This is a genomic window from Sphingobium sp. WTD-1 (genome assembly GCF_030128825.1).
Lineage (GTDB): Bacteria > Pseudomonadota > Alphaproteobacteria > Sphingomonadales > Sphingomonadaceae > Sphingobium.
Genome location: NZ_CP119129.1, coordinates 23348 through 47668 on the forward strand (window position 1 = coordinate 23348; position 24321 = coordinate 47668).

At 62.1% G+C, this 24321-nt stretch carries 18 protein-coding genes and 4 pseudogenes; 15 read left to right on the plus strand and 7 right to left on the minus strand.

Going from position 1 to position 24321, the window contains the following annotated elements:
* Positions 1 to 59 precede the first annotated feature (59 nt).
* Positions 60 to 1037, plus strand: coding sequence for a TonB-dependent receptor domain-containing protein (locus tag N6H05_RS27520; RefSeq protein WP_349666233.1), 978 nt, complete (start codon positions 60 to 62; stop codon positions 1035 to 1037).
* A gap of 23 nt (positions 1038 to 1060) precedes the next feature.
* Here N6H05_RS27520 and N6H05_RS27525 read toward each other — a convergent pair.
* Positions 1061 to 1408: pseudogene (locus N6H05_RS27525) on the minus strand (integrase core domain-containing protein); the annotation flags it as partial.
* A 153-nt stretch (positions 1409 to 1561) separates the two neighbouring features.
* Here N6H05_RS27525 and N6H05_RS27530 point away from each other — a divergent pair.
* Positions 1562 to 2858, plus strand: a pseudogene (locus N6H05_RS27530) (IS110 family RNA-guided transposase).
* Between the two features lie 210 nt (positions 2859 to 3068).
* Here the strand turns inward: N6H05_RS27530 and N6H05_RS27535 are convergent.
* Positions 3069 to 3874: pseudogene (locus N6H05_RS27535) on the minus strand (transposase); the annotation flags it as partial.
* 1172 nt (positions 3875 to 5046) lie between these two features.
* On the opposite strand from N6H05_RS27535, the gene N6H05_RS27540 reads away from it, so the two are divergent.
* Positions 5047 to 6309, plus strand: coding sequence for a mechanosensitive ion channel family protein (locus N6H05_RS27540; protein ID WP_125962607.1), 1263 nt, complete (start codon positions 5047 to 5049; stop codon positions 6307 to 6309).
* A gap of 48 nt (positions 6310 to 6357) precedes the next feature.
* On the opposite strand, the gene N6H05_RS27545 is transcribed toward N6H05_RS27540, so the two are convergent.
* Positions 6358 to 6789 (minus strand): hypothetical protein, encoded by a 432-nt coding sequence (locus N6H05_RS27545; protein WP_241213601.1) that lies wholly within the window; start codon positions 6787 to 6789, stop codon positions 6358 to 6360.
* Positions 6790 to 6991: 202 nt separating this feature from the next.
* Between N6H05_RS27545 and N6H05_RS27550 the strand changes: the two genes are divergently transcribed.
* From N6H05_RS27550 to N6H05_RS27585, 8 genes and pseudogenes are all read left to right on the plus strand, one after another.
* Positions 6992 to 8767 carry a PHA/PHB synthase family protein gene (locus tag N6H05_RS27550; RefSeq protein WP_125962605.1) on the plus strand — a complete coding sequence of 592 codons (1776 nt, stop codon included), beginning with the start codon at positions 6992 to 6994 and terminating at the stop codon, positions 8765 to 8767.
* A gap of 3 nt (positions 8768 to 8770) precedes the next feature.
* Entirely contained in the window at positions 8771 to 10189 is a 1419-nt protein-coding gene (locus N6H05_RS27555) for a bifunctional enoyl-CoA hydratase/phosphate acetyltransferase (RefSeq protein WP_072384089.1), read from the plus strand.
* A complete protein-coding gene (locus N6H05_RS27560; protein WP_072384090.1) occupies positions 10186 to 11379 on the plus strand; it encodes an acetate/propionate family kinase in 1194 nt (397 codons plus the stop codon). The genes N6H05_RS27555 and N6H05_RS27560 overlap by 4 nt, the downstream gene beginning before the upstream one ends.
* Positions 11376 to 11474: pseudogene (locus tag N6H05_RS27565) on the plus strand (enoyl-ACP reductase FabI); the annotation flags it as partial. The gene N6H05_RS27560 and the pseudogene N6H05_RS27565, both read left to right, overlap by 4 nt.
* 211 nt (positions 11475 to 11685) lie before the next feature.
* Positions 11686 to 12861: a hypothetical protein gene (locus tag N6H05_RS27570; RefSeq protein ID WP_072384099.1), complete on the plus strand. Its 1176-nt coding sequence runs from the start codon at positions 11686 to 11688 to the stop codon at positions 12859 to 12861.
* Positions 12862 to 12881: 20 nt separating this feature from the next.
* Positions 12882 to 13535: a TerD family protein gene (locus tag N6H05_RS27575; RefSeq protein WP_072384091.1), complete on the plus strand. Its 654-nt coding sequence runs from the start codon at positions 12882 to 12884 to the stop codon at positions 13533 to 13535.
* Between the two features lie 4 nt (positions 13536 to 13539).
* Positions 13540 to 14523: a hypothetical protein gene (locus N6H05_RS27580; protein ID WP_125962604.1), complete on the plus strand. Its 984-nt coding sequence runs from the start codon at positions 13540 to 13542 to the stop codon at positions 14521 to 14523.
* 13 nt (positions 14524 to 14536) lie between these two features.
* A complete protein-coding gene (locus tag N6H05_RS27585; protein WP_125962603.1) occupies positions 14537 to 15283 on the plus strand; it encodes a VWA domain-containing protein in 747 nt (248 codons plus the stop codon).
* A gap of 117 nt (positions 15284 to 15400) precedes the next feature.
* Here N6H05_RS27585 and N6H05_RS27590 read toward each other — a convergent pair whose 3' ends face one another.
* On the minus strand, positions 15401 to 16636 hold the full coding sequence (locus N6H05_RS27590; RefSeq protein ID WP_125962610.1) for a glycoside hydrolase family 130 protein: 1236 nt from the start codon (positions 16634 to 16636) through the stop codon (positions 15401 to 15403).
* 454 nt (positions 16637 to 17090) lie between these two features.
* Here N6H05_RS27590 and N6H05_RS27595 point away from each other — a divergent pair, with 454 nt between their 5' ends.
* Both N6H05_RS27595 and N6H05_RS27600 read left to right on the plus strand, forming a co-directional pair.
* The gene (locus N6H05_RS27595) at positions 17091 to 18059 is read left to right on the plus strand and encodes a magnesium and cobalt transport protein CorA (RefSeq protein ID WP_125962602.1); all 969 of its coding nucleotides are present in this window, start codon (positions 17091 to 17093) and stop codon (positions 18057 to 18059) included.
* Positions 18060 to 18061: 2 nt separating this feature from the next.
* A complete protein-coding gene (locus N6H05_RS27600; protein ID WP_185707989.1) occupies positions 18062 to 19027 on the plus strand; it encodes a magnesium transporter CorA family protein in 966 nt (321 codons plus the stop codon).
* A 22-nt stretch (positions 19028 to 19049) separates the two neighbouring features.
* On the opposite strand, the gene N6H05_RS27605 is transcribed toward N6H05_RS27600, so the two are convergent.
* Entirely contained in the window at positions 19050 to 19379 is a 330-nt protein-coding gene (locus tag N6H05_RS27605; protein ID WP_125962600.1) for a hypothetical protein, read from the minus strand.
* Positions 19380 to 19423: 44 nt separating this feature from the next.
* Positions 19424 to 20725, minus strand: coding sequence for an NRAMP family divalent metal transporter (locus N6H05_RS27610; protein WP_241213936.1), 1302 nt, complete (start codon positions 20723 to 20725; stop codon positions 19424 to 19426).
* Between the two features lie 410 nt (positions 20726 to 21135).
* On the opposite strand from N6H05_RS27610, the gene N6H05_RS27615 reads away from it, so the two are divergent.
* Entirely contained in the window at positions 21136 to 21885 is a 750-nt protein-coding gene (locus N6H05_RS27615; RefSeq protein ID WP_072384095.1) for an HAD-IIB family hydrolase, read from the plus strand.
* Between the two features lie 62 nt (positions 21886 to 21947).
* Positions 21948 to 22550: a DedA family protein gene (locus tag N6H05_RS27620; RefSeq protein WP_126002597.1), complete on the plus strand. Its 603-nt coding sequence runs from the start codon at positions 21948 to 21950 to the stop codon at positions 22548 to 22550.
* Positions 22551 to 22631: 81 nt separating this feature from the next.
* On the opposite strand, the gene fliE is transcribed toward N6H05_RS27620, so the two are convergent.
* Entirely contained in the window at positions 22632 to 23057 is a 426-nt protein-coding gene (gene fliE, locus N6H05_RS27625) for a flagellar hook-basal body complex protein FliE (protein WP_241213603.1), read from the minus strand.
* Between the last annotated feature and the right edge of the window lie 1264 nt (positions 23058 to 24321).

Here is a 24321-nt window from a genome sequence, read left to right on the forward strand (position 1 = left end):
TCTCACCGTTCTCAGAGCATCGCCGCCTCAGCAGTGTCGCAAGCTTCGTTACTGGAGAATTGAACCTCGACCACGCGGGCGCGCGAGAAGGTGAAGCTCTCAACGCGGCTGTCCAGTTTTACACCAACCCGGGCGTGCACGACGTTACCAATGCCCGGTTCAGTGATGGGCGCCGTTACCGGATCGACCTGCAAAAACCCTCGACGTCGATCGATATGCAAATCGACTGGAAACATCCCATGGCTCCAGGACAGATCCTTTCGATGGGCAGCGCCTGGCATCTTGACGACACGACGCAGCACTATCGGTTCATCAGTAACGACAGCACCGGCTCGTTCGGCTCCGACATGAACGATGCGTACGATGCGCGCAGCGGCACATTTTCCGCCTATGCCTCGTTTCAGCAAACATTTGGCTCCTTGACGATCGCACCGGGCCTGCGCGGTGAAGCCAACCGGCGCCGAATTTCTAGTCATGGTGCCGACGATATCCGTATCAACCGGGCTAACTTTTTTCCAAGCTTTCATGCCAGTTACAAGCTCAACAAACAGCTGCAGTTCGGGGCCAGCTTCAGCAAGCGGATAGACAGGGTTCCGCTGGAATATCTGCGGCCCTACGGAACGGTCGAGGATGCCTACACCCTCTTCGAAGGGAACCCCCATCTCAAGGACCAGAGCACAAACGCCTATGAGGCCAGTGTGCAGTTTCGGCCCGGCAAGGTCGAAGCGGGGGCCACCGTCTACTTGCGCGAGACCCGCCAGCTTTGGAGTAAGAATTATCTGGTCAATGCCGCCGGCACCAGCGTTTACAACTACGTAAATTCGGGGAATAGCTGGAACAGCGGCGCGCAATTCGACCTCAGCTTCCCTATCGTCCCTCGGCTCAAGGCAAGCACCAGCGCCAATCTTTTCAACGAACGTACACCGATCGATACGACAGATGGACGAGGCACCCAGCGGACATTTCGCTACTCGACAAACGCGACGTTCGAATGGAATGGCAAGGATCGAGGCAGTGTACCCGGCGATGTGGCGTGACCTGCCCCCCGTTGGTCCCGCGGTCATAACGAGAGTCCGCCGGTTTGATATTCGTCCGCGTTCGCCGGCACAAGCGCGTCGGGGGTGACGCCTCCATCATGCAAGAACGCCCGACGCGCTTGTGCCGGCGTTCGGTTCCCCAATGACGAGTGCGGCCTGACGTGGTTGTAGTCGTAGCGCCAGATGGCCAGCTTGCGCCGGGCATCGGCCAGGCTGTCGAACAGTTCCTCGTTGAGCAACTCGTCGCGCAGAGATCCGTTGAACGATTCGATAAAGCCGTTCTGCTGCGGCTTGCCGGGATCGATATAATGCCACTCGACCTTGTTCTCGCTGGCCCACTTCAGGATCGCCCGGCTGGTGAACTCGGTGCCGTAGCACATTGGGAAGCGGCCCCTCGAAGGGGCGCACTGCCTTGATGAAGGCAAGGGCGCGTAGCGCCCGCAGGCTTCATCAAGGCGGTCATGATCGGCCCGCAGGTCTCTAAAGTGAAGTTGTCGACTCAACCCTTTGGAGACAGACCGACCATGACCAAGCGTAGCTCTAATCCCACCGACGCCGTGCTGGTAGCCATCGATATGTCCAAACACCGCCAGGAGGTCCTGATCGAACGTCCAGAAGGCGGACCCCGACGTCGCATGACGGTGATGGCGACAAAGGCAGATTATGATCGCCTGGCCACGGATCTTAGCGACATCGGGCGTCCGATCATCGTCGGCTTCGAGGCTACTGGTAACTACCATCGCACGCTGGCGCATCGCCTGCTGTCCGCCGGCTTCGAGTTGCGCTTGATCTCGTCCGTTGCCTTGGCTCGAACGCGCGAGGCTCTGCACAATGGCTGGGACAAGAACGATTCCAAGGATGCGCAAGTGATCCTGCACATGCTGCGGATTGGCGCCACCCAGCGATACGTCGATCCGCTCGCCGCCGGGATCAACGACCTGCAGGAGATGTCGAAGACGCATGAAGCCATATCAAAGGCGAAGACCCAGGCCTGGCATAGGATCCTGACCCACTACCTGCCGCTGTATTTCCCGGAGATCGAGCGTTTCGCCGGCAACAGCCGGTCTGACTGGTTCCTGGCGCTGATCGAACGTTTCCCGACGCCGGGGAGCATCATCTCGATCGGCCGCGAAGCCTTCACTGAACAGGCCTGGCCGTTGATCGGTCGCAAGGTCTCCAAGGCCCGGGTAGTCAACGATATCTATGAGACCGCCTCTGCATCGATCGCGCTGCCGATTGACGAGGATTCCACTGCGATCACGATGTTCCGCATGGTCGTCGCTCAGGCTCGTACCCTGATCCAACAACGCAATGAGATTGAGCGGATCGCCCATGACGCGCTGGCCGCGAACCGCGATTATCAGCTTCTGCGGATGATCCCAGGCATCGGACCGATCAATGCCCTGACGATCCTTGCCGAGGCCGGTGATCTGCGCCGCTTCAGCCATCATCGCCAGTTTCTCAAGTTCTGTGGCCTCGACCTCGCTACCTGTCAGTCCGGTATGTTCCGCGGTCGGACCAAGCTGTCAAAGTATGGCAATGCCCGGTTGCGGCGTACATTCTGGATGGCGACGCAGGTCGCGATCCGCCAGCGCGACAACAGCTTCCGCGATAAGCTGGGGCGCTATGTCGCCGGGTATCCCAACGACCCCGATCGCCGTCGCAAGGCGATGACCGCGCTCACCGCCAAAATGGCGCGCGTTGCGCATGCCGTCATCAAGACGGGAACCGAGTACCGTCCGTTCGTCGAACGGGCGGACACCAGATGGAAGGACCCCTCTCTGTGCAGCCGTGAGGGCGCTACCGCGACCCTGTAGATAATGTTCGGGCCTTCCATCTGGCATCCGTATCTCATTTTAAGGACGGTGAGGACCACGACCCACGCGGCTGCTGGATCCTGTGTTTGCTATGGCCGAGAGCGCATTCCTTGACGATGGAAGCCATCTGGATCATAAAAATCATCAGCGCCGATTACACTCGGCGCAACGAGACCTGCTGGCCTTTGCCCGCTGCTGCTTCCCTACATAGGACGTTATCACTGACGATGCAAGCCGGCTTGCCATAGAGCCGCACCAGCGTGTCGAGCTCGCGCGCGACCCGCACCCCGGAGATGCTGGTATCGCCCACCAGGCACAGGTTCTCGCGGCAGCAGTCGTCGTTGATCGCCAGGATGCGTAGCCGCCGCGAGGCACCGAACGTATCCGCAACAAAATCCATAGACCAGCGATCGTTCGGGCGCAGTGGCACGGGCATCGGCGTCCGGCTGCCACGGGCACGCTTGCGACCCCGTCGCCGGCGTACCGACAGTCCTTCCTCTTGGTACAGCCGGTAGAGCTTCTTGTGGTTCATGATGTACCCCTTTCGTTCGAGCATCACGCCGACGCGCCGATAGCCGAACCGGCGACGCGTGGCGGCGATCTCGCGCATCGCCTCGCGGATCTCGGCATGGTCGGGCGGACGTTCTCGCCGGACCGTCTTCGGGTCGACGCCGATCAGCACGCAGGCACGGCGCTGCGAGATCTGGTAATCCCGCATCACGCCGAGCGCCGCGTCCCGTCGCTGGCCTGGCGTCGTCAGACTTTTCCCAACAGGTCCTTCAGGATCGCGTTATCCAGCACGCTCTCGGCCAAAAGCCGCTTGAGCTTGCCGTTCTCGTCCTCCAGCTGCCGAAGGCGCCGGGCATCGGACACCTCCATCCCGCCGTACTTCGCCTTCAGCTTGTAAAACGTCGCCGGGCTCAGCCCGTGCTTGCGACATACCTCGACCGTCGGCAGGCCCACCTCTTGCTCCTTGATCATCCCGATGATCTGCTCCTCGGTAAAACGGCTCTTCCTCATTCGGCTGCTCCTTCGTTGGGGCAGACTCTACATCAGATCGAGGGAGCCAACGGGGGGCAGGTCACTTGGGGACGACGCACCCGCCGCAATGAGGGCGCGTTCCAACGTGAAGGGAGGTGATGAACTTGGCGGCAATGGCGCCGTCTGCGCGTGCGCGATAGTCGCGCAAGACGCCACGGCCAGCAGGGCCGCAATGACACGATGCATGAATGAGAGCTCCTGACAATTCCGGGAGGCCGCGAACGTTGCGGCGAAGGCGGAATATCAGGCTATTGGAGGTCGCAGCGCGGGGTCAGCTGTAGCGAGCGGGAGGTACTGGAAACCGAAAAGCGGTGACGGGTTGTCCATGCCAAAAGCGATTGGCAGCACTTCGCTTTTCACAGCATCGCAAACTTGGTGGCTGTGACAGCCCCCATGGTGATGCGTGAATCCCTTATTTGCATCGGAAGGAACCTGGTCCCCATCACCGTTGCTGTGTCCCATGCTGGCGGCTGTTGCACTGTCCACGCAGGAAATCGGCTCCATGGCGTGTGCAATTGATCCGCCAGTCAGAGACAGGCTGACATAAAGCGCTGCAAAAATGAGCAGGACACGCCGCATGATAGACGCGGATAGCACGATGAGACCACTTCTGAAAGGAATTCCTTCAGTGTTATTGGGATGGCGTCGCCTAGGGGGTAGAAGCACTCCTCTGAGCCGGGCGGCGGCCGGCTATCAAGGTCGATTACGAACGTCTCGCAGCCAATCGGGCCAATTTGGCTGGAGGGTGGTCATCGTCGGTGCGTCTGGATGAGGCGGTGGTTCTCAACCTCACAGAATTATCTGGTGAACTTCAGGACTGGCGTTTCATGTAAGTGTGACGTGCAGGTTTCGACCGAGGGCGCCTTCGCAAGCACCGCTCTGGATCGACCCTGACCTTTTGAAGTTCGGAGGCGATACAGATCAAGGCGACTATCTACCAAAAAACCTGTTCGTGTGACCCGCCAGTCGTTTAATGCGCCGTCGTTGCGTCGCCATGGTGTCAATCTGGTGTTGTTCTAACGCAGTCTTGAAGGAGGGTCCGTTGCGAATCCCGCTTTCGTCGCTTCTATTTGTCGAAGTGGCGTCCCCATGTTGGCTGCCGTTCGTCGAAATCCGCGGCTGCGATGCAAGATAGATTGCCGGCGAGCGCCATGATCGATTCGCAAACCTTCTCCGCCACTTTCCCCTTCGCGGCTGCCATGCCTTCATGGCTGGAGGCGATGCTTGGGGTCGCCCTGCTGTTTGCGATTGCGGTCTTCGTCAACTGGATCGTCAAGCAGGTGATCCTTAAGTTCGCCTTGCAGCTGTTGCCCAAGGACGGTCCGACTCCCGCACCTATCGTCGCGCGGCTCGCCAATATCGTGCCTGCGCTCATCCTCGCCCGCGGCGTCGGACTAGTCGTGCATCTGCCAGCTGGTTTGGCGACGGCGATCCATAATGTCGCGAATGCTTTCATCATCCTGACGATCATCCTGGCGATGAACGCCGCGCTCAATCTTGCAAATCGGCTCTATCAGCGCCGGCCCGATGCCGCCCATCGTCCCATCAAGGGATATGTCCAGGTCCTCAAAATCCTGCTGTTTCTTGCCGGCGCGGTGCTGGTGATTGCGGTGGTGATGGAACAGTCGCCGCTGCTACTGCTCTCGGGACTGGGCGCGCTGGCGGCAGTGCTCATGCTGGTGTTCAAGGATACGATCCTGTCGCTGGTCGCGTCGGTGCAGCTCACCTCCAACGACATGCTCCGGGTCGGGGACTGGATCGAGATGCCCGCGCTCAATGCTGATGGAGACGTGATCGATATTGCCTTGCACACGATCAAAGTGCAGAACTTCGACAAGACGATCACGAGCATACCCACCTATCGGCTTATCTCCGACAGCTTCAAGAACTGGCGCGGCATGCAGGACGTCGGTGTGCGACGGATCAAGCGATCCCTCTTCATCGACCAGAGCAGCATCCGCTTTCTGGGCGAAGAGGACGAACTGAGCGTGCGCCGTTTCGCGCTGATCGACGATTATCTAATCCGCAAACAGGGCGAACTGGCGCAATCGAACGATCACCTCGTCGAGCATGGCGGGGATGTCGTGAACGGACGGCGCCTTACCAACATCGGCACGTTTCGCGCCTATGTCATCGCGTATCTTCGCGCACAAACGCGTGTGTCGGGCGATATGGCCCTGCTCGTGCGTCAGCTCCAACCTACCGCGCAGGGATTGCCGCTGGAGATCTACTGCTTCACCGCGACGACGATCTGGTCGGAATATGAAACCATCCAGGCCGATATTTTCGATCACTTGCTCGCGATCCTGCCTGAATTCGACCTGCGCCTCTATCAGGCACCGAGCGGCCATGACGTTCAACGGATGTCATTGGGCGAGAATGCGAAGAAATTGATCGGGGTGGGAGATGGCTGAGCGTTGTCAAGCCGTCCAAGCGCTCGAGTTCCGTTGTGTCACCATGCTTCAATGGCGCCCTCGGACATAGAAACGGCCAATCAGGGACAAGCCGATAGGCAAAATGGCTAATACGGCCATGCCGATTACCCAGATGACCACGACGGCGCCCTTTCCGGTGCTCTTTAGCATCCCCAGCAATTGTCCGGGCAGGCTGCTGGTATCGAGCGCGGCCAGTATGTCGCCGGCAGATTTGTTGCCCAGCGTTTTCGCGGTATCCTGTCCGCGATCCACAACGAGATCGAGCGAGGTGGCGAGCCAGGCGAGCACGGGATCGGTAAAGCTGTAGAGAAGCCAGGAGAGAAGCGACCAGACCAGCATCGCGAGGCCGATCAGAATCCAGGCGAAAGGCCGCAATTTCCCGCTTCGGATCCGCGTGGCTCCCTCCTGAGGAAAGCCTTCGATCGATTGGTTTTTCCAGCGTCGCGAGCCATGTGACAAAGCGAATTCCCTTCATATTAGCCCGATGCGGGGTCTGGCCAAACGACCCAGCGGCCATCTTCACCCGTACGCAACAAAGACACCATAGGGAATGTCCCTATAGCGCGTTTGTGACCGAACATAGGAAAGGCGTGCCTTGATTGTGCTGCTCCGCTCCCGAGTCTCGGGGTCATGCGCGGAAGGCTTAGGAATTGGCCCGTTCATGGAAGGTTTGAAGATCATGGTCGAAGCTCAGACCCCCGGCGTGGGTGATCCGCTCGATGGCCTGGCGGAGACCATGGACCGCGCCGCAGGTGCCATGATTGCTCAGGCAACCTTCGGCTTGTCGCCGGCCACGCTGGCCCAGGCCGTCTCCGACTGGATGCTGCACCTTGCCGCCTCGCCGGGCAAGCAGACGCAGCTCGCTGCCAAGGCGCTGCGCAAAATGACGCGACTGGGAGACTATGCCATGCGTAGCGCGACGGACGCGCAGGCGGGGCGCGCGATCGAGCCGCTGCCGCAGGATCGGCGCTTTGCCGATCCAGCTTGGGCGACGGCGCCGTTCAACCTCGTCTCGCAGGCCTTTCTGCTCAACCAGCAATGGTGGCACGCGGCAACGACCGGGATCACGGGCGTTACCGCGCATCATGAGGAGATGGTGGCTTTCGCCGTCCGCCAGTGGCTGGACATGGCGGCGCCCACCAATTTCCTCCCCACGAACCCCGTCCTGCAGCAGCGTATCCTGGAGACCGGCGGACAGTGCTTGGCCGACGGCCTGCGAAATTGGATGACCGACGTCGAGGCGCTGATGCGCGGCCTGCCGCCGGCCGGTACGGAAACGTTCCAGGTCGGCGAAACCCTCGCAACCGCCGAAGGCAAAGTCGTGTACCGGAACCGGCTAATGGAATTGATCCAATATGCGCCGACGACGGAGCAAGTCCGGCCCGAGCCGATCCTGATCGTGCCCGCCTGGATCATGAAATATTACATCCTCGACCTGTCGCCGGAGAATTCATTGGTCCAGTGGCTCACCGCGCAGGGCTTCACCGTGTTCATGATCTCCTGGCATAATCCCGGCAGCACCGATCGCGACCTCGACATGGCCGATTATCTGCAGCTTGGACCGATGGCCGCACTCGACGCCGTCGCCGCGATCACCGGCGGCGCTTCGGTCCATGCGGCGGGTTATTGCCTCGGCGGGACGCTGCTTGCGATCGCGGCGGCGGCCATGGCGCGCGATGGCGACGACCGGCTGGCCAGCCTCACGCTGCTCGCGGCCCAGACCGAGTTCTGCGAGCCTGGCGAACTGGGCCTGTTCATCGACGAAGGACAGCTTAGCCTACTCGAGAACATGATGTGGGGTCGAGGCTATCTCGACAGCGCTCAGATGGGCGGCGCGTTTCAGATGCTGCGCTCGAACGATCTGGTCTGGTCGCGCGTGCTCACCACTTATCTCATGGGCGAGCGCGAGCCGATGAATGATCTCATGGCCTGGAACGCGGACGGCACGCGGATGCCCTATGCCATGCACAGCCAGTATCTGCGCCGGCTGTTCCTCAAGGACGATCTCGCCGAAGGACGCTTCCAGGTCAATGGACGCCCGATCGCCCTGTCGGCGTTGCGCCGGCCGATGTTCGTGGTCGGCACGGAGCGCGATCATGTCGCGCCTTGGCGTTCGGTCTTCAAGATTCACCGGCTGACCGGGGCGCCGATCGACTTCGTGCTGACCAGCGGCGGCCATAATGCCGGGATCGTCTCGGAGCCGGGGCATCCAGGCCGGTCCTATCGTCTGCTTACTCGCGAGGCGGATGGAGCCGCGCTCGACCCCGACGCATGGCTGGATGCCGCGACGCGTCACGAAGGCAGCTGGTGGACCGCGTGGAGCGATTGGCTCGCAAAATTGTCGGGCAAAGCGGGCACGCCGCCGCCGATGGGCGCACCGGACAAGGGCTATGCGCCGCTCGCAGAGGCACCCGGCCATTATGTGCTGGAGCGCTGAGCGATGAATGACGAACCAATGATCGAGAACCGCACCTTCGACGAGATCGCGGTGGGTGATACGGCGAGCCTGGCGCGAACACTGCGCGAGGAGGACATCCAGCTCTTCGCGCTGGTCTCGGGCGACGTCAATCCCGCGCACGTCGATCCCGACTATGCCGCGACTGACCTGTTCCGCCGCGTGATCGCGCATGGCATGTGGGGTGGCGGGCTGATATCGGCGGTGCTCGGCACCGAACTTCCGGGTCCCGGCGCCATCTATCTCAGCCAGTCGCTGCGCTTCTCGCGTCCGGTCGGCCTTGGCGATACGATCACCGCCAGCGTAACGGTGGCCGAGAAGCAGACGGAACACAGCATCGTGATATTCGACTGCCGCTGCGTCAACCAGGACGGCGAGGAGGTGATCTCAGGCCGCGCGGAGGTCAAGGCGCCGAACGAGAAAGTGCGCCGCCCGCGCATTGCCCTGCCGGACGTCCATCTTGCCGAACGTCATGGTTATCGTCGATTGATGGAAAAAGTGGCTGGGCTCGCGCCGGTGCCGACCGCGGTAGCCCATCCGTGCAGCGCGTCGGCGATCGTGGCGGTCGTGGAGGCAGCCGAGCAGGGCCTGATCGCCCCCATCCTGGTCGGCCCGGAGGCGAAAATCCGCATCGCGGCCGAGGAGGCCGGGAAGGACATCACGGGCTTTCCGATCGAGTCTGCCGGCCATAGCCATGACGCGGCGGCCAGGGCGGTCGCACTCGTGCATGAGGGCAAGGCCAGACTGCTGATGAAGGGCTCGCTCCACACCGACGAACTGATGGGCGCTGTCGTTGCGTCCGGCACGGGCCTGCGGACGGAGCGGCGGATCAGCCATGCCTATGTGATGGATGTGGCGGACCACCTGGGACCTCTCATCATCACCGATGCGGCGATCAACATCGCCCCGAGCCTGGAGGAGAAGGCGGATATCATCCGCAACGCCATCGATCTCGCGCATGTGATCGGGATCGAGGAGCCGAAGGTCGCGATCCTCTCCGCGGTTGAGACGGTCAATCCGGCAATGGTCTCCACGCTCGACGCGGCAGCGCTCTGCAAGATGGCGGATCGCGGGCAGATCACCGGCGGACTGCTCGACGGGCCGCTCGCATTCGACAACGCGATCAGCCCTGATGCGGCGCGCGAGAAAGGCATCGTCTCGCCGGTCGCGGGACGGGCGGACATCCTCGTCGTACCCGATATCGAATCCGGCAACATGCTGGCCAAGCAATTGACCTTTCTGGGTGATGCGGATGCCGCCGGTGTCGTTCTCGGGGCGCGCGTGCCGATCATCCTGACCAGCCGTGCCGACAGCCTGCGGACCCGGTTGGCTTCGTGCGCGGTCGCTGTGCTTATGGCCCATGCGGCGACAAAGGCCGCGCCGGGGATGGCGACGCGCGCATGAAGGCCGTCGTCAGTCTCAATTCCGGATCATCGAGCATCAAGTTCGCGCTCTATACGCTCGGCAATCCTGACAGCCTCACCTTGTCGGCAAGCGGCAAGATCGAAAAGATCGGTATTGCACCCGCTCTCCGCATCCGCTCCGTCGAGGGTGAAGTCCTGATAGACCGCGACTGGCCGGATGGGGCGTCGCTGACCCATGCCGATCTGCTCGAAGATCTGTTTGCATGGGCCACGGACCATCTTGGTGACCGGCAGGTCGTCGCGATCGGCCACCGGGTCGTTCACGGCGGCACCCGCTTTGCCGCGCCGCAACGGGTCGACGCGGTCCTGCTCGACGCCCTGGAGGCGCTTTGCCCTCTCGCGCCGCTCCACCAGCCCCACAATCTCGCCGCTATCCGCGCCATTGCCCGGATCAACCCCGATCTTCCTCAGGTCGTCTGCTTCGACACGGCCTTCCACCATGACAAGCCGATGGTCGCCTCCCGGCTCGCCATCCCCCGCTTCCTCCACGATCAGGGTATCCGCCGCTACGGCTTTCATGGTCTTTCTTATGAATATATCGCACGGCGTCTGGGCAAGATCGATCCGGCGCTCGCGGGCGGGCGTGTGATTGCCGCGCACCTCGGCAACGGCGCCAGCCTGTGCGCAATGCAGAGCGGGCGCAGCATCGACACGACGATGGGTTTCACCGCCCTCGACGGGCTTGTCATGGGCACGCGCTGCGGCAGCATCGATCCCGGCGTCGTGCTGCATCTCCAGTCACAGCTAAGCATGCCGGTGGCCGAGGTCGAGGACCTGCTTTACCGCAAATCCGGTCTTCTCGGCGTATCGAACATCTCGAGCGACATGCGTGCGCTGTCGGAAGACGGGAGCGTCGAGGCGGAAGAGGCGATCGATCTCTTCTGCTGGCGGGTGGCGCGCGAGGCCGGCGGGCTTATCTCTTCACTTGGCGGACTGGATGCGTTCGTGTTCACCGCCGGGATCGGTGAAAATCACGCCGATGTGCGGCGGCGCATCTGTACCCGGTTGGCTTGGGCGGGTCTCGAGATCGACGACGACGCCAATGCGGACAACGCGCTTCGCATTTCGCGGGCCGGCGAAAGCCGCATCGACGTTCTCGTCATTCCGACCGACGAGGAGCGGATGATCGCGCTTCACACCCTGGCCCTTTTAGAAGCATTGCAATCATGACGTCACTTGTCGATCTTGACGGCAAACGCGGCCTGATTGTGGGCATCGCCAACGAGCACAGCATCGCGGCGGGTTGCGCAGAGGCGTTCACGCGGTCGCGCAGCGCCAATTTTCATCTTGATCAGGCACGATCTGCCAAGCGTCGCAGTTTGTGACCATTTTCAACGTGCTGGCCGCACTGCTATGCCGGGGGACGGGCGGTATCGCCGTTGCGAACTGCTCCGGGGTTGCGGCGCCTTATCCTCGCAAATTGCTGGTGCGATCATCGCTGCTAATATACTGTCGCCTGTGGGCGAAGGAGAAGTGATGAAGCCGACGATCATTGGATCCAACCCGGGCAGGAGCTCCGTCGAACTTCAGCAGTCGGCGGCTTCTCCCATACCGCTTGAAACCGGCGCCATCATCCTTCGTCCTGAGCAGCTGCCCGAGGCGGAGAAGCAGCTCGCGCAGCTTGACTTCGCCACCATGCGTTCCGGCGATGTGATCCGTATCGGCCTCGAAGCCGAACAAGCGCTGCAAAGCACGCTCGACGGCTTTCTTCAGCGGCTCGACAAGAACAGTGCTGCGGCGGTGTTCGCGCTGTTTGGGCGGCTGGAGAAAGGGGTCGAGGACGCTGACCTGCCTGCCATCCTTGATAAAATGCAGAACGGCGAGAAGCCGGGCTTCCTCGGCCGCCTGCTCGGGCGGTTGCGCGGTAAGCGGCCAGACCAGCTGATCGACGAGATGTTGACCGCGATCGGCGACCTGATCGCGGGGCGGACCAAGACGCTTGCAGACGAGATGGCCCGGCTGGAGGGTGAGCTCAGCAAGGAGATGCAGAAGCTGTTCGCCGAGCTCCAGAACCTCGATCAGCTGAAGAAAAGCTACGGCAACCACTTCGGCGAGTTCGCCGTCGCCGCCGGGGTGGCGCGCGCATTGCTCAACAAGGCGCAGGCCTATGTCGCAAATGAGGAGGCGGCGCTCGACCCGGCCGACCCGGTGGCACAGGCTCGGCTGACGGAGCTGAAGGACAAATTGCGCTTGCTCGAAAGCCGCGCGCTGGCGCTGGAGGGGAGCTACACCCGTCTTCCAGCCGACCAGCTGGTGATCCAGCAGATCGAGCAGGCCGGGGTCGCCACCCTGCAGGAAACCGCGACCACCGTCGCGTCGCGTTTCGCCTCGATTAAGATGACGCTGCTGTCGATCCACGGCGCGTTTGCGGTAAGAAGCGTGCAGCAAATCGCCGGCCGACAAGCCAAGCTCGATCGCCAGTTGACCGAGCTGCGCGGCCGCGCGCTGAAGGACGTGGCGGTGACTGCGGCGATCGCACCCGGCGATAACCGGGTCGCGCAGGCTCAGCAGATCGAGACGATCATTGCCACCACCAAGGAAATCCACGGACTGGTCGAAGTTGCGCGCAAGACTACCGACGAGAAGTTCGAGATAGCCCGCCGCAAGTTCGCGGACGCGCGGCGGGAACTCGCCACGCTTGCTCCCAATTGAAACGAAGGACCTGATCAACAATGCTCACCCTGTCGCTCGAGAAGCCCGGCGTCGCGGTGCCTAAGCTGCAACTTTCGCTGAATAAGGGCGCGCGCTTCACCGCCAAGGTGGAGTGGCGCTGCGACGCCGACCATGCGGACGACGTCGACGTCCACGCGCTTGAGGCGCGCAACGACGGCAATGGCGCCAAGGTGACCGAGCTGGTGAGTGTGCTCTCGACCTACAACACCACGCGGATGAACCCGCAGGGCGGCGCGCTGGCGTCTAACACGGACGGCTCGTTTGCCACCCCGAGCGGGGGCTTGTCGCACAGCGGCGACCTTCGCGTGCAGAACAGCAGCGAATCAATCATCATCGACGGATCGAAGTTGCCTGCGGGGGTCAATGAGATCCCTATTTTGGTAACGGTCCACGAGGCGGATCATGGCGGAGGGCATGAAGAGGGCGATGCCGATGAGGATGAGCCGGCGTTCGGCGACATCGACTTGTGCACGATCACGCTGACCGATGGCAGCGGACGCGAGCTCGGCGCGTACCAGCTGTCGTCCGAGTTCAAGGAGTTCAACGTGGTCCAGCTCGGCAGCCTACTGCTTGGCCCTGAAGGCTGGGAATATGCCGCGGTGGGACGTGGCTTCAACGGGACATTTAACGACGTGCTCGCTCATTTCTCCTGAGCTGGTGCCCGACGACGCGCCTCCCAACCGCGGGCCGACCCGGCTGCGCCCGACGGTCATCGGTCCGATCGCGCCCGGCCAAAAGACTTCGCGCCGCCCCGCCGACCGCGCGTCGCCGCCCGTGTCCGAGCATGCGACCCGCCCTGTCGTAGCTCCCACCGCTATTCCCGGCGTCGAACGCAGGCGCATCGCCGTCACCGTCGCCGATATCGCCCGGCTGTCGCCCGGCGTCGCCCCCGCCGTCGCCGCCACCGCGGTACGGCTCGTCGAGGGTTTCGTGGTCGAGGGGGCGCGCGACCGCACCATCACCCTGTGGGGCCACGGCGCGCAACAGGAGTACGCCGACCTTGTCGCGCGGACGCTTGACCTGGCGCGGGCTGACGAACTGGGCCGGGTTCGGGCGTATGTGACGCGGATGATCGACTTGCTCGGTGCGATTGATCTGCCGGTGATCTGCGGCACCGGCCGGCCGGCCGGGGTGTTCGATCGGCTGTTCGGCGGAACGGGCCGGATCGATACACTCTGTGCGCTGGAAGACGCACGGGCTGAACTCGACCAGCTGGTGAGGCTGACGGCCGCCGCACTCGATCCCCTGCTGCGGCTGCGCGACCGGCTGAGCGAACAGTCGCGCCGGATTGAGGCCACCGGCGGCGACATCGAGGCCGCGGCGCTGGCGGCCGGGTTCCTGGCCGACCATCTTTCGATCGCGCAGCCAGCGCTGTCGCAGCGGTTCCTGGAGCGCGCGATGAGCCTGACCCGCTCAGTCGCACAGCTTCGCGGCGACGATCCGCTCCGCGCCGCGCAGGCAGAGCAGCCGCTGCACCTGATCGCTGCGGTCCAGGAAGCGGTGCTGGTGGCAATGCCCGCCTGGCTCTCCACCATAGCTGCATTGACCGCCACTGCGAGTGGGGTGCGCTCGCCCAACCCGACCGAGGCCGGCGAACTCCAATACCGCCTCCAAACTATTTTGCAGCAGCTCAAGACATGAAGGGCCCAAGACCATGACGCTCCAGCTCGACCTCCAGAAATCCGCCCGTACCCTGCGCGTCTCGCTCGAGAAGGCCGGTGTTGCCGCTGACGTCAAGGCCGAGCTGATCTTCGATATGGACGTATCGGGCTCGTTCGAGCACGAGCATGAGGAGGGCACCACCAGCCGGCTTATCGAGCGGCTGGTGCCGTACGGCATGGAGCTTGATCCAGACGGGCGGATGGACGTCTTCACCTTCAGCGACGGGAAACGTAGCGTGCACCACGTTGGTACAGTCGCGCCTGACGATTGCCGAGGGTATATTGTCCGCAACGTAGTAAAGCGCGTGCCTGGCTGGAACGGCGGCACAACCTACAGCTACGTGCTCGAACGGAATCTCCAGCACTTTGGTTGGCTGCCAGCTGAGGCGGGGGGCGGGTTCCTTAGTCGCTTCTTCGGGCTCGGCCAGGAGCCAGAGTTTCGTACAAAGAAGCGTTCGATCGTCATCTTCGTAACCGATGGGGAGAACGACCCATCCGACCATGGCCGCACGATTCAAATCCTGGAGGAATCGGAACGGCGGGGCGATCAGGTTTATTTCCTGTTCGTCGGCGCATGCGAGCACGACGTCGATTTCGGTTTCCTGCGCCACATCGCCGCCCGCTTCCGTAACACGGGCGTTGTCATCATCCGCGATCTCGACGCCTTCGTCGAATTGTCCGACGAACAGCTCAACACTCAGCTGCTCGGCTCAGAACTGCTCGACTGGCTTAAATCCTAGGCGGTCATTTTACAATCAAATCACTTGGCAATTGATCGTAGCGTTATGACGTGGGATATCGCTGAGCCTCATCGGTCACAGCACGCTATTCTCCCGGGCGCGCGAAGATCGAAAGGCCTACCGCATCACGCTGAGCAGATCCTCGACGCCCGCTACGGCGAACGCGGAATATTCGTCGGCGACGGCGTAGGGCAGCAGCACACGCCGCCGGTGAAGCAGCGCGCCGCAGCTGTAGGTGACGTTCGGCACGTAGCCGCCATGCTCCTCGCCGCTCGGGAACAAAAGCGGAGAGGGTGTCCGCGCAAGCACCTTCGTAGGATCGTCCCGGTCGAGCAGACAGGCGCCGATGCAGTAGCCGCGGACCAGTCCCACACCGTGGGTGAACACCAGCCAGCCTTCGTCGATCTCGATCGGCGAGCCGCAATTGCCGATCTGGACGAACTCCCACGGGTAACGAGGCGCCATGATGGGCACGCCTTCTTCCCATCGCTCAAGCGTGTCGGATTGTAGAAGCCACAAGCTCTCACTATCCTGCCGTCCGAGCATTGTGTATCGCCCCTCGATGCGCCGCGGGAACAGGGCCATGCCCTTGTATCCCGCCATGGCGCCGATGAGCGGACGCATTTCATACGTGCGCAGATCGACACCGCGCAAGAGCTCGGCGCGCGCCGTGCTGCCGTCGAAAGCCGTGTAGGTGCCGATTACGCTTTGCGCACCATCATGATCTGTAAAGCGGACCAATCGCAAATCTTCCACGCCCTGCCGCTGGCTGGGCAGGATGGGAAAGATAACCGTTTCCGAAATATCCTCGCTGTCATCGGACCGCAGTCGGACCCATCCTTCCTCCTGGCGCTCTATTCGCGGTGACACGCCTTGGCCGCTCGGCGTATCGATGACGAGGCCTTCGCCGCCGTCCCAGCTTCCGGAGCGGAAGGTGACCGACGAGACATGACCCTCGCCAACCCCGCGCAACGAAAGGAGGAAGCGTATGCTGCCGTCGCCCGGGTCGCGATGGGGAATCTCGACGATGCTGGGGTTGAACAGCGCCGCGCTTTCGAAGGCGTATTCCTGGCTGAAATAGGCGCCGACGAGCAGCCGATCGTCTTGGTCGACCACGGTGATCCCAAGCCCGCCTTTGATCTCCTCGAAGCGGCGCAGGAACACATCGTCGACGCGTCGATGACGCCTTTGCATCGCGCGGCGCAGCAACGTCAGCATCCGCCGCCGATAGGCAGGATCGAGCGCCATCAGCCGGGCCGCAACCGCTTCGCTCCTCGGCGGCCGGCCCGCTGCAAACGCCGCAGGATAGTCGAAACCGAAAGGGCGGATGACCGTCCGGGAGGGATCGGGCATCAGCTTAATGTCGAGCTTGGTAAAGACATCGGCTGCGTTGAGGGTGTCGGTCACTGTGTCATCCCGCGAGCTTTAGACGCAGCTGCGCACGCGCGTACATCATGTCGGCTTCGCCCAGATAAGGGCGCTGTGATGCGAAGAGAAGTCAACGCCATTTTCCCCGGTTGTAACGCCAGGCCGCAAAGCCCGCGCGATAGAGCGCGGCTGCTCGGAAGCTGAGGTAGAGCGCGAGACGTGGGTGGATCAAACCAAGTCGCCGCGTCCGGCTTGAGGTAGCCATCATCGCTCGTGCGGCAAGCAGCCAAACGCCAGCCGGCAACAGCGCAACAAAAATCGATGGTCGCTTTCTCATTCGAGTGCATCTTCCGAGTTCGTCATCTCGCTTGGCCGTCGACGTGCCGCCCGCTACTGCCGCGTGAAGTGACGTTGATATCGAAATCAGGCGGAGATTCCCATGAGCGTTGTGGCCGCACGGGTTTATCGGGATGGCGTGGTCGCCAAGAAGTTCGCATCGGATGCACTGGGCGAAGTTGAGGTCGGCGACGACGAGTTCATCTGGATTGGCCTGGTTGAGCCGACGCCGGAAGAAATGTCGCTCCTCGAAGCGCGTTTTTCCCTGCACCCTCTCGCGGTGGAGGACGCGCTCAAGGCTCATCAGCTGCCCAAGGTGGACGTCTATGGGGACCAGCTTTTTGTCGTGGCGCGAACCATCGAGCGCACCGATCGCCAGGTGACGTTCGGGGAAACCCATATCTTTGTGGGCGTTCGCCATATCGTCACGGTCCGCCATGGCATCAAAGAGGGATACCTCGACCTTCGAGAGAGGCTGGAAGAAGCGCCCGAACTGCTGAAGCATGGGGTCGACTATGTGCTGCACGCCATACTCGACCATATCGTCGACGACTATAAACCGGTGGTCAGCGAGATAGAGCATGAGGTGTTCGACCTCGAGGCGCGCGCCCTGGAGAGTTTCCTGGAGCGGGACGACATTGCACGGATTTTCGCGCTCAGGCGCGATCTGATGAAATGCACCACGTTCCTCGCACCTATGGCCGACGTGGCGGGAAAGCTCAAGCACAGCGATAGCCCGTGCATCGATGACAATGTTCGGCCCTATTTCGGCGACGTTCTCGACCATGTCCGGGTGGTCATGTCGATGGCGGGGGGCCTGCGCGACCTTCTGTCGTCGATTTTCGAGGTAAGTGCGCTTCTCGAACAGCAGCGCCTTGGCTCGACAACGCGCAAGCTTGCTGCCTGGGCGGCCTTGCTGGCGGTTCCGACCGCGATTGCGGGAATATACGGCATGAATTTCGAACATATGCCCGAGCTCAAGTGGCAATATGGCTACCCGATGGTCCTTGGCGTCATTGCGACCATTTGCGGGATTCTCTTCATCCGCTTCAAGCGGGCGCGGTGGATTTGAGCATGTCGCTCGAGTCTTCCGGAGGGCACTGCCGCATCTATGAAGCCGGCAGGTTCGTTCGCGAGGGTCGGATCGCGGATCTCGGCCAAGGAGAAATTGATCACGGAGATTTCGTCTGGGTGGCGATCGTCTCCGGGCACGACACGCATCTGGACGCGGCGGCCTCACGTCTTGGTTTTCAATCTGTCGTCGAAGCGGCGCGCAACGGTTCCCCCGGACGCCTGATCGACAGAGACGCGCGCCTGGGAATGGTGCTGAGCGACATCTCCGACACCGACGGAAAGCCGATCTATGGCAACATGACCATCTTTCTCGGCAGGCAATTCGTCGTCTCGGTGACGGGCCGGCCCGAGGCGCGGCGGGAGGGCGATCAGATCGAAGCAAACCCTGGCTTGCTCGCGCGGGGTCCGGCCTATTTCCTGTCCGGCCTGTTGGCTCCAGTGGCGAGCGATTTCCTGTCGGTGGCGCTGGCGCTCGAAGCGCGTGCCGCTGAGTTGGAGCGCCAGGCGTCGGCCGGAAGGCTGCGCCGTGAAGATCTTTACGATGTCCTGCGCTTCCAGCATGACCTTTTCGATTTCAAGCGCGGCCTGGCCGCCAATCTCGGCGTGATCGAGGCATTGACCGCGGAGCGCTACGATGCGATCGATCCGGGCGCCCGGCCGTATCTGCGCGACGTTCTGGAGACACTCCAAGGCTCCGAGCGGCTTGCGCTCGCCAGCCAACGCGTCATCGCGGGCCTGATGTCACTGAGCACGGTCCCGGCGAGCGAAATCGAACGGACGGTGCGTACATTGTCGGCATGGGCGGTCATGTTCGCGCTTCTGACATCGGCCACAGCGCTTTCCAGTGTGAATTTTCCCGGCATTGTCGGTGTGTCGGCGAGGTTCGGCTACGGCATTTTTCTTCTCGCCATGGGCAGCCTCTGCGCGGCGATCTATCTGCGTCTTCGCCGACAACGCTGGGTGTAGCGTTTGAGAGAGCGGTCGGCGATCACACCTCTTCATTGTCCCCGCCACCGGCACCTTTAGGCCGCGCCGGCCGGACCGGTGGTGGCAGGTTGGCCGACAGGCGCAGCTTTGCGATCGTGATTTCCCTTTGGAGCCGGGCGTTGTCTGCCCGGATCGAACGGAAGGTCGAAATGGCATAGAAAAGGGTGAACAGCGACAGTAGTGAACTCGCGATCAAACAGGCGCGCGGATACAGGCCCAGAGAACCCAAGACCATGATCGTGCCAGCGGCCGCCAGTCCCAACACCGTGACGATGATCGAGCGGCGTCGGAATGCGGCGCGGCGGGCCTGCGAACTCGTCTCTTCCTTCATGAGGCTTGATCCTCAAGTTATAACACGGCAGGTGTTTGCGGGCGCTACGGCAGGAGCACGGACGCGAGCGCCGCGCCGGCCATGACAATCGTTGCGAGCCAGCCAAGCACCAGAAGCGGACGCGAGGCCGTGAAATTGCCAAGCACCGATCGGCGATAGGCGATGGTCATCATCGTCGCCATGATGGGGACGGCGACAAAGCCGTTGATGACCGCGCTGTAGACAAGCGCATGCATCGGATCGATCGGTGACCAGCTGATCGCGAGCCCTACCAGTGTCGCAAGGCCGATGATGGTGTAGAAGCCCACCGCATGCCAGGGCTTTTCTTCGAGGCCGCATTTCCAGCCGCGGCTCTCACCCACGGCATAGGCGGCCGATCCCGCCAACACCGGAACCGCCAGCATGCCGGTGCCGATGATGCCGAGGGCGAAGAGCGCCAGGGCGAACTTCCCCGCGACCGGCTCGAGTGCCTTTGCGGCATCGGTCGCGGTCTGGATCGATGTCTGACCGGCGGCATTCAAGGTCGCGGCCGTGCCGATCATGATCGCAAGGGCCACCACAACCGAAATCGCCATGCCGGCGAAGGTGTCGATGCGGATGCGCTGAAACTCGCGCCGCGCCTGGCCGGGCGCCTCTTTCAAAGGTTTTGCATCAGGGTCCTGGGAGACTTGCTCGACCTCTTGCGCGGACTGCCAGAAGAACAGATAGGGACTGATCGTGGTCCCGAGGACGGCGACGATCATCGTCCAGGCACCGACGCCGGCCACCTTGGGCCAGACGAGGCCTACCAACACGGCGGACCAATCGATCTTGACCAGGAAGAGGACGGCAACATAGGCAAGCAGGCTCAGGGTCACCCATTTTAGCAAGGCAGCATAGCGCTTGTAAGGGACGAACAGCTGCAAGGTCAGTGAAACCAATGCCAGGCCAACGGTCAGAATTTTGCCATCGAAGCCGACGATGAGCCCCGCCGCCTGACCCATAGCGGCGAGGTCGGCGCCGATATTGATCGTGTTGGCGATAAACAGCAGTGCCACGAGGCCCGCGACAAGCCATTTGGGCAAGGCGTTGCTCATATTCTTGGCAAGACCGCAACCGGTGACACGACCGATATGGGCGCTGATGAGCTGGATCGCGGTCATCAGCGGATAGACGAGGACCATGACCCAGAGGAGCTGGAAGCCGAAGCGCGCGCCGACCTGCGAGTAGGTGGCGATCCCGCTCGGGTCGTCGTCGGCCGCGCCGGTGACGAGCCCGGGGCCGAGCTGTTCAAACAGCGCCACCGATCGCAAGCGGCGATGGAACTTCTGCAGGGGTTTTGGGCGTGACCGCTGGAGGTCGTGCATTTGGACCGACTCAATCTTTCCGAGCTAGGTCGAAAATCGCCACCGTCGCGCTCGATCAAGCCAGTGGAAACTCAAGGAATCACTAAAACTACTGCGTGGGTTGCTTCATTTCGCCCATTGCGTCCACGGCATTCTTCCCGCCGTGCGCGACCGCATTGGTGTTGCAGTGCTGCATAGGATCAGCGCCCGCTGCGCCGTGTACGGCTTTGTCGATATGTCGAATGGAATTGCATACGTCGAATAACTGCTAACTGAGCCCAGAGAGCCCCGAATAAACCGCGAACGGGCCGCCGCAACGGTGGCACCTTGGACGGTCTGGTGCATTCCACCAACTTTGGGTGCGCGCGAAGCGGCTAACCGACCCGGTCGACGGGAGATGAGCGCGCGGCTAGACAGAGGAAGGATGTGGCATGAAGCGACTGATTGCGTTCGATTTGGACGGCACGCTGGCGGAAAGCAAACAGCCTTTGTCCCAAGAGATGGGCGCCGCGCTATCGAGCCTTCTGGAGGTCGCGGATGTGGCGGTGATCTCGGGCGGTGACTGGCCGCAGTTCGACAAGCAGGTTGCATTGCGCTTGCCGGCCGACGCTAAGCGAGAGCGGCTCTGGCTGATGCCGACGACCGGCACCAAACTCTATCGGTTCGACGGGAGCGCGTGGCAAACGATCTATGCGGACCTGTTCGAAAAAGAGGAGAAGGCAAAGATCCGCGCAGCTTTCGACCGGGCGCTGGCGGAGGCCAATTTGACCGATGAACGCATCTGGGGAGACCGGCTCGAAGACCGCGGCAGCCAGTTCACCTTTTCGGGGCTCGGTCAGCAAGCGCCGCTCGAAGCCAAGGAGGCATGGGATCCGGATCGCGCCAAGCGGACGGCGCTGCAGGCCGTTCTTCGCGAAGCGCTACCCGGTCTTTCGATCAACCTCGGCGGCACTACGTCGATCGACGTCACGCGCGCAGGCGTGGACAAGGGCTACGGACTCAAGCGGTTGAGCGCGGAAAGCGGCATCGGGCTGGATGAAATGCTGTTTTTGGGCGATGCGATCTATCCGGGTGGTAACGACTATCCGGCGGCCGAGATTGGTCTCGACACCGTAAGGGTTCGTGACGTCGCGGAGACGGTCTCGGTGATCACCGCGATCGTCGCTTGCCTGAAACGATGATCGCGCGGAGGGATTGTTGATGGAAGTAACCGACACGGCAACGCTCGCTTGGAGAAAGAAGAATGTATGACGCGATCGTCGTGCTGATCTCCAAGCTGGGTGGCCTTGGCGTATTTCTGCTCATGTTTGGGGAGAATCTTTTCCCGCCGATCCCGTCCGAGGTCATCCTGCCGCTGGCCGGCTATACGGCAGCGCAGGGGCGCGGCTCGCTGCCGGTCGTGATCATGGCCGGCACGCTGGGGTCGGTCGCTGGTGCCACCCTCTGGTATTATGTGGGGCGCTGGATCGGGATCGAGCGGCTCAAGCGGTTTGCCGCGGATCATGGCCGCTGGCTGACGTTGACACCCGAAGAAATCGATCGGGTGGACAAATGGTTCGATCGCTATGGTCGCTGGGCGGTGCTGTTCGGCAGGCTGTTGCCGGGCATCCGCACGCTGATTTCGGTGCCGGCTGGTGTCACCGGCATGGCGCTGGGGCCATTTTTGGCATGGACCACCATCGGATCGGCGGCATGGACGGCCATGCTGGCCATCGCAGGCTATGAGTTGGGCGAGCGCTACGGCCAGATCGCCACGATTGTCGAGCCGGTCAGCAATGCCGTACTGGCGTTGGCAGGAATCTGGTATCTTTGGCGCGTTGCGATCTTCGGTCGGAAGCATCGCTAAGGCGGACCGGCGTAATCGGGCATTGGGTGCGAGCAGGCCGGTGTCTCACCGGTGAGCGCTAAGCATTGAAGCCATAGCGCCTCAAATCGACATGTTCATTATGTCCTTATAAGCTGTGAGCAGTTTGTTGCGCACCTGCAGAGTCGCTTCGAACTGAATGGACGCCTGCTGCTGAGTGAGCATGACGCTTGCGATGTCGGTTGTTTCTCCGCGCTCATAGGCTTCCGCCGCGGTGTCCTCGGCCTCCAGTCCGGTATTGACCCGGGCCAGCAGGCTTGAAAGCGTCGAGGCGAAACCGGGCACGGGACCCGCGGTGTCGGATGGAGGAGTGCCGCCTATGCTCGTTGCACGAAGGGTAGAAGGAGCGTTTTGGGCATTCACCAATGCCGTAGCGAATTGTGCGCCTCGTTGGGCATCGACCGGTGAACGCTGCACCGCGGCACGCAGGGCGGCATTGCCCTGGATGATCGCGTTGCGCGCGGCCATGATGCTGCCGATGTCGCTCATTCGTCCTGCTCCTTGAGGCGAGAGAATTGTCCTTGATTAAGGTTAACAAGTAGTGAAGGACTGCCCATTGCCTATCTGGGAACGGGCTTTCAAGATGAGCGATAGTTGGCGAAAGTTTACCGACTCCCGTATGGTGAGCCTGAACGTTTTTTAGAGCCGTTACGGGCCTCTCGGTCGGTAGGTGTGGGCTTTGCCGGATCAGCACGGGGGGAGAGATAGGGCGTCCGACGCGGGTAGCGTTCGGTCGTAGTGGGGGTGGAATTGCCCTTGTAGTCGACGCCCGAGTAGGGGTGGCCTCCGTCCCAGTTGACGCCGCCATGTGACCCGGTCCAATTCACGCCGCCGCCATGCTGTCCGGCAAGTGCCGGCGCGGCCAGAAAGAGAGCCGCTGCCGATCCGGCCAATAGCGACAAAGCACGCCTGTTCACGACAACCTCCTGACTTTAGTCAACCGTGGGCGAGCAGCGTGGCATCCTTTGGTTGAATTGGCGGTGAATGACGCTGACGCCCCGTAAAGCCAGCACGCTGCGCAGTTTGCTATGCGAAGGAGGTTCTGTGGTGTAACGTGAACATGCGATCCTCGGGGAGGCACGCCGGAAGGAAAGAACAATGTTGCTCACGAGATCGAGGCGTGCGGGAGTTGGTTTGTTGGCCGTACTCGCTTTGAGCGGATGCGCTACTACGCCGCGCGGACCAGGGTACGTCTATTACCGCGTGCCCTGCACGACCCCAGGTTCGATAGCTGCGGAGCCGATTGCACCCGTCACCAGATCGCCGTCGCCGCCTCCCGCCACCCCGACTGAAGAAGGTGTGAAGGCGGCGCCGACCTGCCTGCTTGTCCTCTCTCCGGCGGTAGCCTCGCGCGGCTATTACCCCGCCGGTTATTACGGCCAACCCTATTTTGGCGCCTTCGGCTACGGATCTGCGTTCGTTGGCCTCGGGTATCGATCGATCGGTCACGGATCACGCGGCCATCACCGCATAAGCGGTGGCCATCATAATTCCGGACACGGCTCAGGCCACCATTGACAATTCCCGGCGCTAATCCTCTGCGCGGTGCCGTGCAATGATCGCAAAGCACTACTCTTCCGGCAGATCTTCGACGCTTTCCCGGCCATCGTCATCCGGCTGCGGAAGTTGTTCCGGGGCCTGGTCGGGGCCACGGGGCGGCGAGTCGGGATGAGAATCGGGTGGTGCGCTGGCCATGCTATCTCCTTGGTTATCAGAACCGTCGAGAACGCCTGATAGTTCCTGAAGGCGTTTG